A 14,419-nucleotide genomic window follows, 5' to 3' on the forward strand; every position below is an offset into this window, starting at 1 on the left:
ACCTACACCTCCGCTTTTTCTTTTTGTTCTTTCCTTCTTTGCACTTCTTTCTCTTCGATATGTTCCACTGGCGAAAAATCTCGTTTCTTTTCTTTATAAATCAGACTGAGTGTAATGTCCTGGATCGCTTCTTTCACCTGTATCAGAAACTGTTCTTCCGTTTCCGTTACGTCATGGTGAGGACCAAACTCTATATCTGTCATCATACAAGCTGGATGCTTCTGTACAAGAAACTGAACGCCCTCTTCTCCTTCTTCCTCCGCTTCTAATTCCATCGTATACGAAGCATGTATCCGTCCATTTTTCTTTTCTACCTGTACAGGTTGTAACACCTCGTCTCCCCATAGTTCTCGTTTCACCGTAATGGGTAAGGATACGGTTTCTTCGGTCTTTTGTTCCTCCTTCTGTTTCTCACTTTCTGGTGTTTCCGTTGTTTCCTGTACTTCTCCTTCACTTGGTACAGATGCTTGCGATTCGTCTTGATTATCTTCCTGTTTTTCATCTTCTGATACAAAGGACGAATCTACCGTTTCTTTTGACTTTTCTTCTTTTGGTATACTCGATTCTGCTGACTTCTCTTTTAAATGCCATCCCATGTCTGCCTTTTCTCCTACTTGGTCTGCAAACCAATTGTCTATCCATGCTTTTTGCGCATGAATCGGTAGTTTCCCACGTCGGAAGACATAGCACTCATTCTCATCCATCTGATTCAAGAGTTCATCGGGTGTCTTAAGCGGTCTCTGTACGTAGGTATACGATTGTTGATTGCTATCAAATTCTCCCGGTGTTTGGCTATCGTTTCGCAACCTTTTGGTCGTCACACCCAATCGTTCTGAGAAATATTTCGCTGTGCCGAGGTCATTTGTTCCTAAAAAAAGGGTAGTATCACAATTGGCCATAATCTCATCTGTCTGTTTTTCCCCATAGCGATCCATCAATTGCCCCATAGCCTGTATAATGATGGATACCTCTATACCGTAGGAACGTGTCGTAGATAGACGCTCAGCAAAATCTGGAATTTTTCCGATATTGTAAGGTAAGAACCCAGCGCCTTTCCATATTTCTATGATAGGTTTCCAAGAACTCCCCACCGAACCGTACGTACCCCTCTCAAGGTATACGGCTCTCCATCTATTCAGTCTAGTTTGCCCATATGCAAATCAACATGACATCTTTTACATAACACCATTGTCTTTCTTTGGCGGGCTATCATTTGTTTCTCCCACCACTTTTTACCTTTTAGGTCTTTTAATTTTCTAACATGGTGCACTTCTAAATCTGAAGTTTCTTTTTTACACCACTCACATTTATACGCCATTAGGCGTTGAATAAGAGAGGTTGATGCCATATTTTGATTCTCACTTGGAAAATAATTCACATTCCCATTATTTATCGGTGTCTTGCGTCTTTGAAACCCTTTATTATAGAGTATTTCAGACTTAATTCCCTTTTTTGTTTTATAGAAAATTGTAAAAACGCCTTCTACCATAAACTTCTTTTTTGCCTTTGCTAAAGTGGTCCTATATTTATTAGCTAAAGTTTTGTACATCGAATATTCTAAGAAATATTTATAACTATTTAGATGACATACATTTACTGCCAATTGATAGTATTGATACGTGCCTCGAATTTCACCATTATAAGTTCTTAGGATTTCAATCGGATCCAGTCCCAACAGCTCTGATCGATGCATCGGTTTCCATTTTCCTGTACGCTGGGAAATCTGTATAATGCCTTTTTTCATTAACCGTTGATATAACGAGTGAGTGGGCATATACAATTCACATTTCCCTTTATATGGGCGTGTTCTTCGACCGTCTGCTCTTCTTTTCACCGCATTGTCGTTTAATATTTTAATGTCATATCCTAAAAATCTTACTTTCTCACGAGTATTAGTAATTTTTGTTTTTTCCTCGGATAAAGTTAGCTTCAATTTATCCCTTAGAAATTCGGTGAGATTCTTTTTTATGTCTCTTGCATCCTGTTTGCTCCCTATTATTCCTATTAGGAAATCATCTGCATATCTTACATACTGAATTCTTTTATATTTTTCATCAACCGGGAGTTTTGCTTCCATATTATCTCTACTTTTAATAGCCTCAGCTCTTTGTTTTATCAGCTCTTTTTGTTTTTTCTCTTGCTTCTCATTTTGGATTTGTTCGTTAAGAATACGAATTTCTTTTTGAATCAGACTATATTCTGGATTAGTTCTTTTAGATTTTCCTATATCAAAATCCTTTTTGAACTCTTCCATATATTCATCCAGTTCATTTAGGTAAATGTTTGCCAATATTGGACTTATAACTCCACCTTGCGGTGTACCACTATATGTTTTGTGATACTTCCAATCTTCCACGTATCCTACTTTTAAGAACTTCCATATGAGTGCTATGAGTTTTTCATCTTGAATTCGTTTCCTCAATATTCCTATCAAGACGTGATGACTGATATTATCGAAGAATTTTTCTATGTCCCCTTCAATAAACCATCTACATCCTGTGAATGAACCCTTAATTTGCAATAAAGCTGAATGACAACTCATATTTGGCCTAAAACCATGAGAGCGATTGCTAAAAGTAGGATCATATATAGATTCCAGAATATTCCTAAGGACTTCTTGTACCAATTTGTCATCTATTGACGGAATCCCTAATGCCCTTCGTTGTCCATTCTTTTTTGGAATGTACACCCTTCGAGCTGGATTCGGCTGATATGATTCATCTTTCATCTTTTCGATAATACGTTGTATTCGATTCATGGACATACCATCTATTGTTTGGTTATCTGTTCCAATCGTCATATTTCCTTCTTTAGCATAAATATTTTGGTAGGCGTTAAGATAAAATAATGGATTGTACAAATTCCTATAAATTTTCATGTATTTATAGTTCTTATCTGTACTATGTTTTACTAGATTTCCTAATACAATTTCAGGATTTCTCAAAGCCTCTCGCTCCTTCCTTCTTTGTAATTAGTCGAATAGACTGCTTTCCTTCGCCCTGTACATAGCTTTCCTATGCTCTGACTACTACGAAAGCTCCGTTACCGTATTGGATTTTCATGAGCCACACACCTTGCTTTTTACACTTGGTATCATCCTCAATAGCCTACTTGCTAGGCACTCCAACTTAGGTAATCCCCATTTAGTACATATAAGAACAAGGGCGTTGTAATATCGGATGCCATCTTCGTTTGTTTCCTGATGCTCAGGTTGAGTTACTTTTGTTCTGCCCACACTTTTAAGTGTGTTTCATGAGAAATTCGACAAATTTTCTCACGCTCAAGTAACGTGGCTTATCAATGACCCTTTCACCACGGGCGACGATACTCCCTCTTAAACTATGGTTGAAGCAGTTTAGCTTTCATCCTTATTTACAACGTTTCGTTTTGCTCTTCAGTCGTGCCTAGGTCATTTGGGCAACTTAGAGCTTTCCTTACATGCTCTGGTCCCGTCCAGATTTCTCTTTTTCGGTAAGCAAGGTAACGAATAGGTTAAGCGCAGACTCCTATCTCTTTCCCACAGAGATTTCTTATATGCCCGTATGGGCGCACCGCAAACTCATCTAGTAAAAAGCGCACAGGTACATGTAATTGATTATGATTCGTATCCGCATACGCATATGATTCTTGAAATAATTGAGCAAAAAATGTATTGATTAATGCTCGATACGTACGGTCGGCTACTGGAATGACCACATATAAGGCAATTTTACGTTTCCCAATATCCGCTAGTTGAAAGCTACTATGTTTTGAAAACGTACGAACCGATTTTAATTTCCATAGTTTCATTGCCTTGGCTGCGTTACTCACAATTCCGCCCCATGTTTTATCTGTCGCATTCTTCACCACGCCAAACGCCATACGAGCAGAAGAATCTTCCTCTAAATTGGCAAATCGTTTCTTTAATTGTTTCTCAGAAGGTTCTGTCAAGAAATCGTATACCGTGTCCATCGAATGCTGTTCTTTCGGCAGATTTTCCCGTACATATAAAATGCCTGCCGTAATCAAGGAAATCGCTTGGTCCTGCCAAAAACTATCTCCCGATTGCGGTCCTTCTTCTCCTCCTAACACCAATGTCGTTGCAAATTTTTCAGCATCTTCATCCAGTCCTACATAATCAATTGAGTTATACATATCGGATAATGCCATATTTGAAAAATTAATGAGGTACACTTCATACCCCTGCGCTCTCTTCTCACGAGAAGTAAGTTCATAGATTTCCCCTTTGGGATCTGACACGACAATCGATTTGTTTTTCGTATTCACGACATTGTTTAAGATATAGCATTTTGTTTTCCCTGTCCCTGATCCACCAGCTACACATACATTTCGGTTTAACCGACTTTTTTTCTTATGAATCATCAATTTATCATTATAGACTGCTAAAACAGTGCCTTCTTCTTCCTTATCCGCAGTAATATTTTGTTCATCAAAAATGGTTACCTCGTTTGAAAGAGAAGCACTCCCTAATCCTCCGTATTCGCTTGCATCTTCCACCGTATGTGGTTTTAATTTTCTCCATGTTTGAAAGGTTGTATAAGCGAAAATACCGAGTAGGATAAGTTGTGCATATTGATACAGTTCGAGTCCTATTGCGAACGATACGGTTTCGATTGGACTCGTCAAGTAGGTGACCGCAAGGTCTTTTGCTGTACCATCTGGCAACTCCATTAACTCGTCTTTATGTTCTAATAAAAAATCAATCATTCGAAGGCCAAATGCCACCACATAATCAATTAAGAGACAGAAACTGAAAATCATTCCGACTGACAACCAAAATGTTTTCCGAGAATCCGCAAGGGGTTTTTCCTTCATACTCATCCCGCTTCCCCCTCTTTTGGTTTTCCGCCCATCAGTTCCCATTCCACCTCTGTTGGTTCAATAAGAAGGTGGACACGTTTATCCGCATAGATAAAAATTCCTTCTCCTTTATTTTTCTTACGAGGTTTTAAAATTTTTCGTTCACTGTCTGAAAATTTGATCTGCGCCTGCGTCATCAAATCGTGAATGGATTTTTCTGCAAGTGGTAAGAACATTTTCATTAAACTATTTTCAATAACCGCTCCCCCGTAATTCTTTTTCCCATCACTCGCTCGGAGTAATTCTTCTACCTGTTGTGTTGCACCCCATACGCTTCCATCATACTTTCGAATCCGCTTCCAAATCTGATAAATGAATTCCATACTTTGCGGATTAGACGGGTCTGCGAATACGTGTAATTCATCTAAAAACAATGTCTTTCTCCCTGCTGTTCTCGTAATCTCATCCCATAGAAACGAAGTCGCATTGAACATCGCACAAGATTGTAAAGCTGAACCGACTCCTAGTCTGGAAATATCAAACGAAATGAGTTGATTACGTAAATCTACATTGGTAGGTCCATTAAAAATACGATTATTTGCACCTGAAACGTATTGTTTCAGTACATAGGAGAACAACTTTAATGTGTCGTCTCCTTCCTCGATTTTTTTCATCAATAGCGCATATAAATCTGCTAAAACAGGAAAATCCTTCGATTTCTTTTGCTCAAAGTCTGTATCAAATGTCATGCGAAAAGGCTCTGATTCGTATAATTCCACCAAGTAAGCATCTAATACCGCTAATTCATCAATCGTCATAGACGGACGCATAATCTTGAAAAAAATCTTCACTCTTTCTAAATGCTCAAGTAATGGATTTCCTTTCTTTTTTGTATCTCGCTCATAAAACACGTGTAACGGATTGACACGCGTATCTGTGGTATTGGACAGTTCAATGACCTGACCACCGAGTTTTCCAACAAATTCACTATCTTCTCCTTCTGGATCCATGTTAAAAATCCGAATCCCTTCCATAAAATCACGCATCAGTAACATTTGCTTCAATTTGGTTTTTCCGTACCCCGATTGACCTAAAATAATCCCATTTCGGTTCTGTAATTCCCATTTATTCACTACAATGAGCGATTTTGTTTTGATATTTCTTCCCATCGCAATCCCACGCTTCGTAAACAACTCGGTTTCATCAAAAGGAAAGAAAGTTGAGAATGCTTTTGTATCCATATTTCTTCTCGTATATTCTCCTACCTTATTTTCCAGAATGGGCAAACAGGATTCAAAAGCATCTTGCATACGTGCACTAGGCACATAGGCAAAGAGATTACGAGCTGAAAACGCATTGTTTACCTTATCCGTTAATTTCTTTAGCTGTTCGAGACTCTCGGCATGAAGCCGAATCAGGAAATGCACCAGTAACATGCCACCCGTATCATTTGCAACTAAATCCTCTAACATATTATTGGCACTCTCTAATTCCTGTTCCGCTCGTTTTCTCATTTCAGGATTTAATTTTCCCGACAGCAATCTTGCTTCTAACTCTTCAATCGAATTACTAAAGTTCTTAATCATATCAGCAGAAGAAGTTGGTTCTACATGATAGGTAAAGGAGATATTTCCTTCTAACCGATACAATTTGGATAAGAACCCCATGTAGCTACCTGATGGATAATCCGTCATACAAAGGATACGCTCATATCCCTCTCCCACCCGGATATAATCTATTTCTTCCTCAAATATAGCTGGTGCAATCTGATCCGCTACAGAAAAACGGTGAAAGGTTGGTTCTTCTTTTTTCTCTTTTCTCTTAAATCGGAACATTCGCTATTCCCCTCCTTTTATGTTTTGTCTACTTTTAGCATGTTTCACTGTAATATAGGGCGAGGACACTTCTTTAAAACGGTTAATACGTGCTTGATAGTTGTTAAAATGCACCTGAAGAATTTGAACAATCTCATGAGCATTTAAGATATGACATTCTAGACCGTCTTCTGAAAGTTCTGTCAAATTCTCTCGTAACATCTCCGCTCTTTCTAACAGTGTTTCCATCCCGTTCTGGATACTTTCTTCATTCCCCTGTACTTTCTCCCTTAAAAGAAGGTAGTGTGCCTTTTTCAGCGTATTCTGAGCGTGTGAGGAGTTCTCTAGATAAGAAACATATCCACTTCTTAATAATTGACGCATGGCATTCGATTCTTCTTCTATCTTTTGTTTCTGATCTTCCACATAATCCGATAAATCAACAGGTTCTGCCAGTACTTCAATTTGAAATTCACATGGAATCCCTGATACAATCGCACCAAATTCCTCCATCAATTCTAGTTTGTCTTCCTCACCCATTAACTCCAAGTTCATCGTCCCTACCCGCATTCCCACAATCAAGGTTTGCTTCTTCGTCAGAATCGCTTGATGATACAACGTTTGAATCGGAATTAAATCCTGTGTACGTTTTGCTTGTTGTTTCTGTTTTCGATTTTCTTGCCATTTTTGGAAAACCATTTTCTCACCTACCTACTCTTTTTTATATAACAAGATCGTTTGCTTTTTTCTTTTTCGCTGATGAAAACGAAATACATCTAGCAAGTACGCACCTGCTTTCACGTTACATCCTTGAATCGCTGGTAGCACAAGTAACCCCGTAAATAGAACGAACAAGACTAAACCTAATCCAAGTTGCACAAAAATATGAATCGGTAACAAATACAATGTTCCGCCAACAATAGGAAGGAAGAGAAGATAGTAGCCTATCTCCCTCCACCCTATGCCTGTATTCGGAATCAACTCAAACTTCGCATCAATATTTTTTGGAATATGAATGTGTTTTGGACTCATCTTGCTTTACCTCAACTTTCCAACTACAAAATTCATAATTAATGTTCCCATAAAAATAACGCCTGTCACCATCACAATCGATAGCATATCGCCTTTGCATTCTGCTTTCTCCGATGGGTTATTTGCGAGCTTCATTTTGATTCCTTTCCATCCAAACATACAAGCTCCAACGGATGGCGCAACGAATAGAATAATAGTCGAAACAGCATCTACAATACTTTTAATCTTTGTTTTAATCTGGTCTTCTTCACCAGCGGCAAAAGCAGTATGTGGAGTAAATAAAATGACACATACCATCGCAAACATTGCATACTGCCAAATGATTTTATTTTGAAATAGATTCTTTACCTTTTGTTTCATCGTAACCACTCCCTTTCTTCTCTCCCCATTTTAGTCCAGCTCTCTCCCATTCGACTTTGGGTCAATGATAAACACCTGCCCGTTCTTACTTTGCTGAGCTGTATAGAGCATGTTTGCATAAACAGCATCCCCCATTCCCACTACACTTGCCCTCCTTGTTCAATTGGCACCTGCTTGGATGTGTCTTCTGTAGATGATGGTTTCTCGGGTTCGTTTGGTGGTTCAACAGGTGGGTCTTGCTTTTGTTCTTCTACTACTTTGACTACCACTTTCGTAACAGAAAGATTTCCTGCTTGATCGGCTGCCATCACTTCTACTGAAATATCTCCTGCTTTGCTCGTATCATACGCTCCAATCGTTACTGTAGGGTTTGCATCCTGATTATCTTGTACGGTAACCAAATCTTGTGGTAATAATTTCGCTCCGACTTTTACGGTGACATTCTCTTTTGGTGTAATTACAGGCGCTTCCGTGTCCTTATTCTCATTTACATCTATTACTTTCACCGTAACCATGACACTTGCCTGATTTCCAGAGCGGTCTACCGCAATGACTTCTACCTGTATCTCTCCTGCTTTACTTGTATCGTACTTACCGACAGAAACAATTGGATTCGCATCCTTGTTATCACTTACAGTAACTAAATCTTGTGCGGAAAGAATATGACCAACTGTCACTGTAATATTCTCTTTCGGTTTGATCACAGGCGCTTCCCTATCCTTATCTGCTTCGGGGTCAATAACGGTTACTGTTACCCTGATACTAGAACGGTTACCTACTTGATCAATGGCAACCACTTCTACCTGCATTTCCCCAGTTTGACTTGTGTCATAGTTCCCGTTAATCGACAATAACGGACTCTGATCCATGTTGTCGGTTACGGTAACCAAATGATGAGGATTCAGATTCTGTCCTTTTTGTACCGTTAGATTCTCTTTTACTGTCATTTTTGGTGCTTCGCTATCTACGATTGGTTTCGGCTTTTCTGGCTCTGTAGTCGGTTCTACGGGAGGTTTCGGTTTATCTCCTCCATCATCTGTTGGTGGCGTAGGCTTATCGGGTTCTGTTTGCAGTTCTACCTTCACCTTTGGCTTTTCTATATTGGTTGGTGGAGTAAATTTTTCAAGTGAAATGGATTTTTTCAAATTTGATGTATTTCCTAATGGTGTCAAGATAACTGGCGGTGATGGTTCGATTGCAGGCGTTGGTAACTTCTCTTGCTCTATTTTCGATTTTTGATTCGTTTGAAGAATAGTTGTTAATTGCTTCGTCTCATCTTCTGTTAAATATTTTTTCGCTATAGTGGTAGAGATAGGTGAAGATTCTTTTTTAGAAGATACATGCATGACATTTTCATCAGTAGGATGCGATTCTTTTTCTCCCTCCTTCTCCTTCTCTTTCTCTGACTTCTCCTTTTCCTTCTCAGGCTTCTTCTCTTTTTTTACTTCTTCCGTTTTCTTTTTGCTTTTTTCTTTAGATGACGCTTCTTCTTTTCCAAAACACCCAGTAAGAGCAGACAGCGCAAGCACTGTCCCACTTACAATTGTGACTCTTTTCAGAAATGCTTGTTTCTTAGTCATTTTGAACCCTCCATTTGTATAGTTCTCTAGTCATCTAGTGATTGCAATCTACCTGCTTAATTGGTATTTTTCGTGGAAGATAATACGTATCGAGTACAATCACTTCATTTTGTAGTAAAAAAAGCTCCATTTGATCATATCCACTCATTCGACTAAAATATTTTGCATCATCCATACTATTTGTGCCAAAAAATAGCGTTTGATTGCAATCCCCAGCAATTTGATTGGCAACATGTTTCCCATAAATCTGTTGGAGAACAGCGTGTGACTGAACAATCATGGAAACATGAATTCCTTTAGCTTTTACAACTTGTAGAACATGCAAGAGATTAGGAATGGGATACAACTCATATTCTTCTAAATAAAGGTGTACATCTCTTTCTAATGTTTTTTCTTGTAGTAGGTCAAAAACCTTTTGAAGACGCTCTCCCCGCTCTTGATACGTACTATCAAATAGATTAGCAGAGATATATAACACAAACTTTTGTTGTGTAGCGTTCACTATAATGTCTTGTAAGCGTTCTTCAAATTGCGGATGAAGAAGATCCAATTGTACGATTTCATATCCCTGCTCAGCCTTTGTTTGATTGGTAGCATAATAGATTTCCTTTTTCCTACTCTCTACAACGATGATGTTCTTTTCTTCTTGCTTTACATTTGGAATGGTATACCATCGTGTTTTTCCTGCGCCAGTAGGACCAACGACGTACACATTCGAATGCTTTTCTTTTTCAAACTTGATTTCAGTAGACCCGATTAACATTTCTTTCACCTATCTTTCGGATTTTCATTATAGAAACCATATCAGTAATATAGCTATCCATGTTGGAATGGCTAGTAAACATGCATTCTTACACCCTCTAAAAAAATGGAACGTTTCTTCCGCCTCATAAGAATCTTTCTGAAGCCTTTCTTGGGACAGATATTCCTTTGCCTGTACCAACTCAATATTTTCCCTTTCAAAAATATAGATTTGACTCATTCCTTCTCCAGACTTTCCAACCACCAAGGAGTGTTTCTTCAATGGCTGACTCATATCCCCTCTCCCCTTCCTAGCCTTTTTGGATATTGCTGATAGATACAGTGTTTCCGAAGAATGGAAACTAACTGTTCAATAATCCCTGTCCTTGTCATACGTTCTGAATGATCAATTTTCTTAAAAATATGATACGATGGGTGATTCTCTCCAATTGACGTCATTAACTCTGTTACATATTCCTCTTGTTCGGTTGCTTTCTGTAGCAAATCTAATGTCTGGTCTACATCAACATACAGAAGTTCTCCACTCTTTTTTTGAAAATACATCATACAGCCTGCTAATAATTCTATAGCCGATTCTACCCAAAACCCTTCTCGTTCCGCTGGTTTGACAAATGTTCTCGCAATTGCCATTGCCTGCATATATTCATCAATGTGTAAGGTATACTTTTTTCCTTTCCCAACTGTACCGCCTACAAATTGCTTCTGATTTTTGTTATCCATGCTTACACCACGCATTTTTCTCCCTACTTTCTATTTTAGATGGATTCTTTCAACTGACACCCTTTATACTGTTCCGTTTCCCACCAACCCTTTGTCGTTGAAAATCATTCATTTACTTGTGTCAAACCGTTACTTTCTCGGTAAAATACGCCACACTTTGTGCCGATTCATTATCCCGATTATCAAACAGCTCTCGATACTGCGTCATAATGTCCATCCATTCTTCTTTTGAAATTTCCTGTGCTTCAGAATAACCGATTCCTACAGCTTCGGCATACGAATCAATTGTCCATTCTATTGTGTAACCGCTGCCTTCTAGTAAACGCTGATTTCGTTCAAAAGATAGAATCGTTTCTTTGTCAAACGAACATCTTACTAACTCTGTTAGATAACAAGATGATCCGTTTTTCAAGAGAAGACATTGATCTGTCAATTCCTTCCCCTCAAACAATCGCTCCTGTCCGTTTTCATCAAATACTTGAAACAACACATCGACACTCATGGAGCTCACGTCCTCTCCTTTATACACAATCGGTTCATTTGGTATAAATACATAATCATAGCCTAATCGATATCTCATCACGCTTCCTCCTTTCCTAAAAGCGACTTCCTACTTATTCGCTTTTTGTGTACGATACGCTCGAATTGCTACAAGTCCACCTAATAACATCACAACTCCACCAATCCACATCCAATACGGATTCTCTGCTTTTCCACCCGTTGTTGGAAGCTTATGTTCTACTTTCTTTGGTGCTGGTTCTGCTGCTTTCACAATTGGCTTTTCTTTTACAAGCTGTTCTACTACTTTTGGTTGTTCAGGCTGTGGTTTCTCTGGTGTCGGTGCTGGCACTTCAGGTTTTTGTTCTTTCTCTGGTTGTGTTGGGTTCTCTGGTGTTTCTGGCGTTGGTACTGGTTTCTTTGCATTTTTCACTGTATGCTTAATGATTTCTCCCTCTTCTTTGATTTCAAAAGAGAATGTTTCTTCATGTAAGACATATCCGTCTGGCGCTTGCGTTTCTTTATATGTGTATTTCCCGTACGGAAGTTTGAATGTTGCCATTCCTTGCTCGTTTGTTTTTCCCTTTACAACTTCTTCACCTTTTTCATTAAAAATCGTAAACTCTGCATTTGGTAATTTATTATTTCCATCTGCGATATCAACCTTCGTTAGTTCTAATTCCCCTTTAATTTGCTTATTCTTTGTCACCAATTCCATTGTCTTTCCTTGTTCTGTGATTTGGAACGGAATTAGCTCTTTTGCTAATACATAGTTTTCTAACGTTTTCTTTTCTACAAATGTGTAAGATCCAAACGGAAGGTTTTCTACTTTAATAAGTCCGTTCTCATCTGTTGTATGTTCGCGGACTATCTTTCCTTCACTGTTTTGTAGAAGGAACGTGACACCTGCTAGTTTCTTCTCTGAATTCTCTGCATCCACTTTCAGAAGCTGAACATGTCCTTTTACTTCTTTATTTTCTACCGTGAAAGTGAGCGTTTTCCCTTGTTCGCTAATTTCGAATGGATATTTCGTTTCGTTTACAAGATAGCCTTCTACTCCTTTCGTTTCTTTAAAGAAGTACTTATTGAAAGGAAGATTCTCTACTTTTGCAATTCCTTGCTCATTTGTCACAACTTTTGTTACTTCTTTTCCATCCGCTGTATATACGGTAAACTCAACGTTCGGAAGGACTTTCCCATTATCACTCAACTTCTTGATTTTCACATTCCCTTTTATTTTGTGATTCTCCGCTGTGATGTTTGCGATTTCACCTGTTTTTACTTCCACTGTTTGTGGTGTATCCTGTAACACGTAACCCACAGGACTTTTTACTTCTTTCACGACATAGGTTCCAATCTCAATATTATCTAAAGAGGCAATGCCCTTGTCATTTGTTGTAATCGTTCCCATACTCTTCTGGTCGCTAGCTAACACCTCAAATACTGCTCCTGCCAGTGGTTTCTTGTTTTCATCCACTTTAAGGATTTTCAAACCGCCTACCGCTTTCCAAAAGACTTGTAAATCCTGACTTACTTTCTCTTGACTACGTTCTAATAGAACCGTTGCATCCTGAATCACACTTGTACCTTTATACATCACCGCATGTTGATTGGTCAGGTTGGCAGTTACTCGTAATGACAATTCCGCACTTTTAGAGGATTTCGGCACTTGTACACGGAATTTTTCACCTAGTTGGAATGTTTCTTTTGCTTCCCCCTGTTCTGTGACAACTCGTGTTCCAGCTGGTGATTCTTGCAATTGAATCTTGTACTCACCTTTTTTTGCATTCGTTTCTACAGCATATGTTGTGGTTTCAAAATACTCACCATGTAACGTAGCTTCTTGCTTATCTGTCGGTTGTACATTCATATAAACATCTTGTGTGTCTCCTGTATGATCCGCCGCATACGTAATGGCTTTCGTTGCTTGCTCCACAGCTGCATCTTTAAATTGCAACTCACCTGTATTGATTTGTCCAAGTGCATGCCAGATACTCAACTGCGTGGCGTAATGAGCCTGTTGCCATGTAGAAACTCCTAGTTGTTCAGGCGTTTTTTGCGGATATCCATTTAATAGTACACGGTAGACAACATCATCCGTTCGTCCTACCTCTGGTAAATCTGTACCATTTGGAGACTTGAGCCCGTATACCAAGCAATACGCAATTTGACCACTGGCGTTTTTCAAAAGCTCTGTACGGACATTTTTTCCGTATTGTGGACTGTAAGCCCAATTCATCTCGTAATTTTCACGATGAATCACCTCCGCACTCGCAGATTTCATCGGAATCAGTACACTGATGAAGAACATACATAAGCTCATCACCAAGGCCAAGGATTTGGAATACACGAATCTTTTCGTCATTGTTAGTAGCTCCTTTTTGAGTATGAAATTTTCAAAGATCTAATTAGATTTAATATTAAAAAAATTCAGTCTAAGTTGAACAAAAAAATATACTTCATGAACATAGTTTCTACTTGCAGTTAAAAATGATTGAAATCTTTCCTATTTCCTATACAATGTACATTGAATGTATATTATATAGGTATACTTATCAAGTTAATTGGAATTATGTGATTTTAGCTCGATAATACGTCGGAATAAATAATCTGTCTAATGGCTCGCCTAAAAGGTCAGAAATTTTTTGTGCTCTTTTGGATAATACTCCTTTTCTCCCAGTCTCTACATCATATAAAGTAGTTACTGGAATATCGCAAATAGTTGCAACATCTTTAATACTAAATCCTTTAGTTTCACGTATTTTACGTATTGTAGTCAAATCGTCACCCCCCTTATTTACATTGTATTCGGCTTAAAGCCTAAAGTCAACTTAATTATAATTAATTTTTTAA

The 14,419-nt window shown here is 38.5% G+C and carries 12 protein-coding genes and 2 pseudogenes; all 14 read right to left on the reverse strand.

Translation table 11 applies throughout. From position 1 onward, the window contains the following. Window positions 1–2: 2 nt before the first annotated feature. Window positions 3–1,031, reverse strand: a pseudogene (locus I6L50_RS31405) (type IV secretory system conjugative DNA transfer family protein); the annotation flags it as partial. Between the two features lie 104 nt (window positions 1,032–1,135). Continuing rightward, window positions 1,136–2,944 (reverse strand): reverse transcriptase/maturase family protein, encoded by a 1,809-nt coding sequence (locus I6L50_RS31410; RefSeq protein ID WP_219302876.1) that lies wholly within the window; start codon window positions 2,942–2,944, stop codon window positions 1,136–1,138. A 560-nt stretch (window positions 2,945–3,504) separates the two neighbouring features. Beyond that, window positions 3,505–4,821 (reverse strand): annotated as a pseudogene (locus I6L50_RS31415) (VirD4-like conjugal transfer protein, CD1115 family); the annotation flags it as partial. Beyond that, the gene (locus tag I6L50_RS31420; RefSeq protein WP_215559813.1) at window positions 4,818–6,635 is read right to left on the reverse strand and encodes a VirB4 family type IV secretion system protein; all 1,818 of its coding nucleotides are present in this window, start codon (window positions 6,633–6,635) and stop codon (window positions 4,818–4,820) included. The pseudogene I6L50_RS31415 and the gene I6L50_RS31420, both read right to left, overlap by 4 nt. A gap of 3 nt (window positions 6,636–6,638) precedes the next feature. After that, window positions 6,639–7,313 carry a hypothetical protein gene (locus tag I6L50_RS31425; RefSeq protein WP_219304141.1) on the reverse strand — a complete coding sequence of 225 codons (675 nt, stop codon included), beginning with the start codon at window positions 7,311–7,313 and terminating at the stop codon, window positions 6,639–6,641. Between the two features lie 12 nt (window positions 7,314–7,325). Next, entirely contained in the window at window positions 7,326–7,646 is a 321-nt protein-coding gene (locus tag I6L50_RS31430) for a hypothetical protein (RefSeq protein WP_078185700.1), read from the reverse strand. A 6-nt stretch (window positions 7,647–7,652) separates the two neighbouring features. Then, complete coding sequence (locus I6L50_RS31435; protein ID WP_219304142.1) at window positions 7,653–8,006, reverse strand: TrbC/VirB2 family protein; 354 nt, start codon at window positions 8,004–8,006, stop codon at window positions 7,653–7,655. A 140-nt stretch (window positions 8,007–8,146) separates the two neighbouring features. Then, window positions 8,147–9,586: a hypothetical protein gene (locus I6L50_RS31440; RefSeq protein WP_219304143.1), complete on the reverse strand. Its 1,440-nt coding sequence runs from the start codon at window positions 9,584–9,586 to the stop codon at window positions 8,147–8,149. Between the two features lie 34 nt (window positions 9,587–9,620). Then, entirely contained in the window at window positions 9,621–10,349 is a 729-nt protein-coding gene (locus I6L50_RS31445; protein ID WP_219304144.1) for a type IV secretory system conjugative DNA transfer family protein, read from the reverse strand. Between the two features lie 27 nt (window positions 10,350–10,376). After that, on the reverse strand, window positions 10,377–10,622 hold the full coding sequence (locus I6L50_RS31450; protein ID WP_215559809.1) for a hypothetical protein: 246 nt from the start codon (window positions 10,620–10,622) through the stop codon (window positions 10,377–10,379). Then, the gene (locus I6L50_RS31455) at window positions 10,619–11,083 is read right to left on the reverse strand and encodes a hypothetical protein (protein WP_219304145.1); all 465 of its coding nucleotides are present in this window, start codon (window positions 11,081–11,083) and stop codon (window positions 10,619–10,621) included. Before I6L50_RS31455 ends, I6L50_RS31450 begins: the two co-directional genes overlap by 4 nt. A gap of 106 nt (window positions 11,084–11,189) precedes the next feature. Further along, window positions 11,190–11,648, reverse strand: coding sequence for a hypothetical protein (locus I6L50_RS31460; protein ID WP_257475471.1), 459 nt, complete (start codon window positions 11,646–11,648; stop codon window positions 11,190–11,192). 30 nt (window positions 11,649–11,678) lie between these two features. Further along, on the reverse strand, window positions 11,679–13,931 hold the full coding sequence (locus I6L50_RS31465; RefSeq protein ID WP_219304147.1) for a SpaA isopeptide-forming pilin-related protein: 2,253 nt from the start codon (window positions 13,929–13,931) through the stop codon (window positions 11,679–11,681). 205 nt (window positions 13,932–14,136) lie between these two features. Continuing rightward, on the reverse strand, window positions 14,137–14,346 hold the full coding sequence (locus I6L50_RS31470; RefSeq protein ID WP_219304148.1) for a helix-turn-helix domain-containing protein: 210 nt from the start codon (window positions 14,344–14,346) through the stop codon (window positions 14,137–14,139). Between the last annotated feature and the right edge of the window lie 73 nt (window positions 14,347–14,419).

Origin of the sequence: Bacillus sp. FDAARGOS_1420 (genome assembly GCF_019344915.1) — a bacterium.
In the GTDB taxonomy this organism is placed as follows: domain Bacteria; phylum Bacillota; class Bacilli; order Bacillales; family Bacillaceae_G; genus Bacillus_A; species Bacillus_A mycoides.

What these genes read in the sequence shown, in the direction of transcription:
- I6L50_RS31420 (WP_215559813.1), bottom strand. Translation starts at nt 6,635, where the DNA reads ATGTTCCGATTTAAGAGAAAAGAGAAAAAAGAAGAACCAACCTTTCAC.
- I6L50_RS31425 (WP_219304141.1), bottom strand. Translation starts at nt 7,313, where the DNA reads ATGGTTTTCCAAAAATGGCAAGAAAATCGAAAACAGAAACAACAAGCA.
- I6L50_RS31430 (WP_078185700.1), bottom strand. Translation starts at nt 7,646, where the DNA reads ATGAGTCCAAAACACATTCATATTCCAAAAAATATTGATGCGAAGTTT.
- I6L50_RS31435 (WP_219304142.1), bottom strand. Translation starts at nt 8,006, where the DNA reads ATGAAACAAAAGGTAAAGAATCTATTTCAAAATAAAATCATTTGGCAG.
- I6L50_RS31440 (WP_219304143.1), bottom strand. Translation starts at nt 9,586, where the DNA reads ATGACTAAGAAACAAGCATTTCTGAAAAGAGTCACAATTGTAAGTGGG.
- I6L50_RS31445 (WP_219304144.1), bottom strand. Translation starts at nt 10,349, where the DNA reads ATGTTAATCGGGTCTACTGAAATCAAGTTTGAAAAAGAAAAGCATTCG.
- I6L50_RS31450 (WP_215559809.1), bottom strand. Translation starts at nt 10,622, where the DNA reads ATGAGTCAGCCATTGAAGAAACACTCCTTGGTGGTTGGAAAGTCTGGA.
- I6L50_RS31455 (WP_219304145.1), bottom strand. Translation starts at nt 11,083, where the DNA reads ATGCGTGGTGTAAGCATGGATAACAAAAATCAGAAGCAATTTGTAGGC.
- I6L50_RS31460 (WP_257475471.1), bottom strand. Translation starts at nt 11,648, where the DNA reads ATGAGATATCGATTAGGCTATGATTATGTATTTATACCAAATGAACCG.
- I6L50_RS31465 (WP_219304147.1), bottom strand. Translation starts at nt 13,931, where the DNA reads ATGACGAAAAGATTCGTGTATTCCAAATCCTTGGCCTTGGTGATGAGC.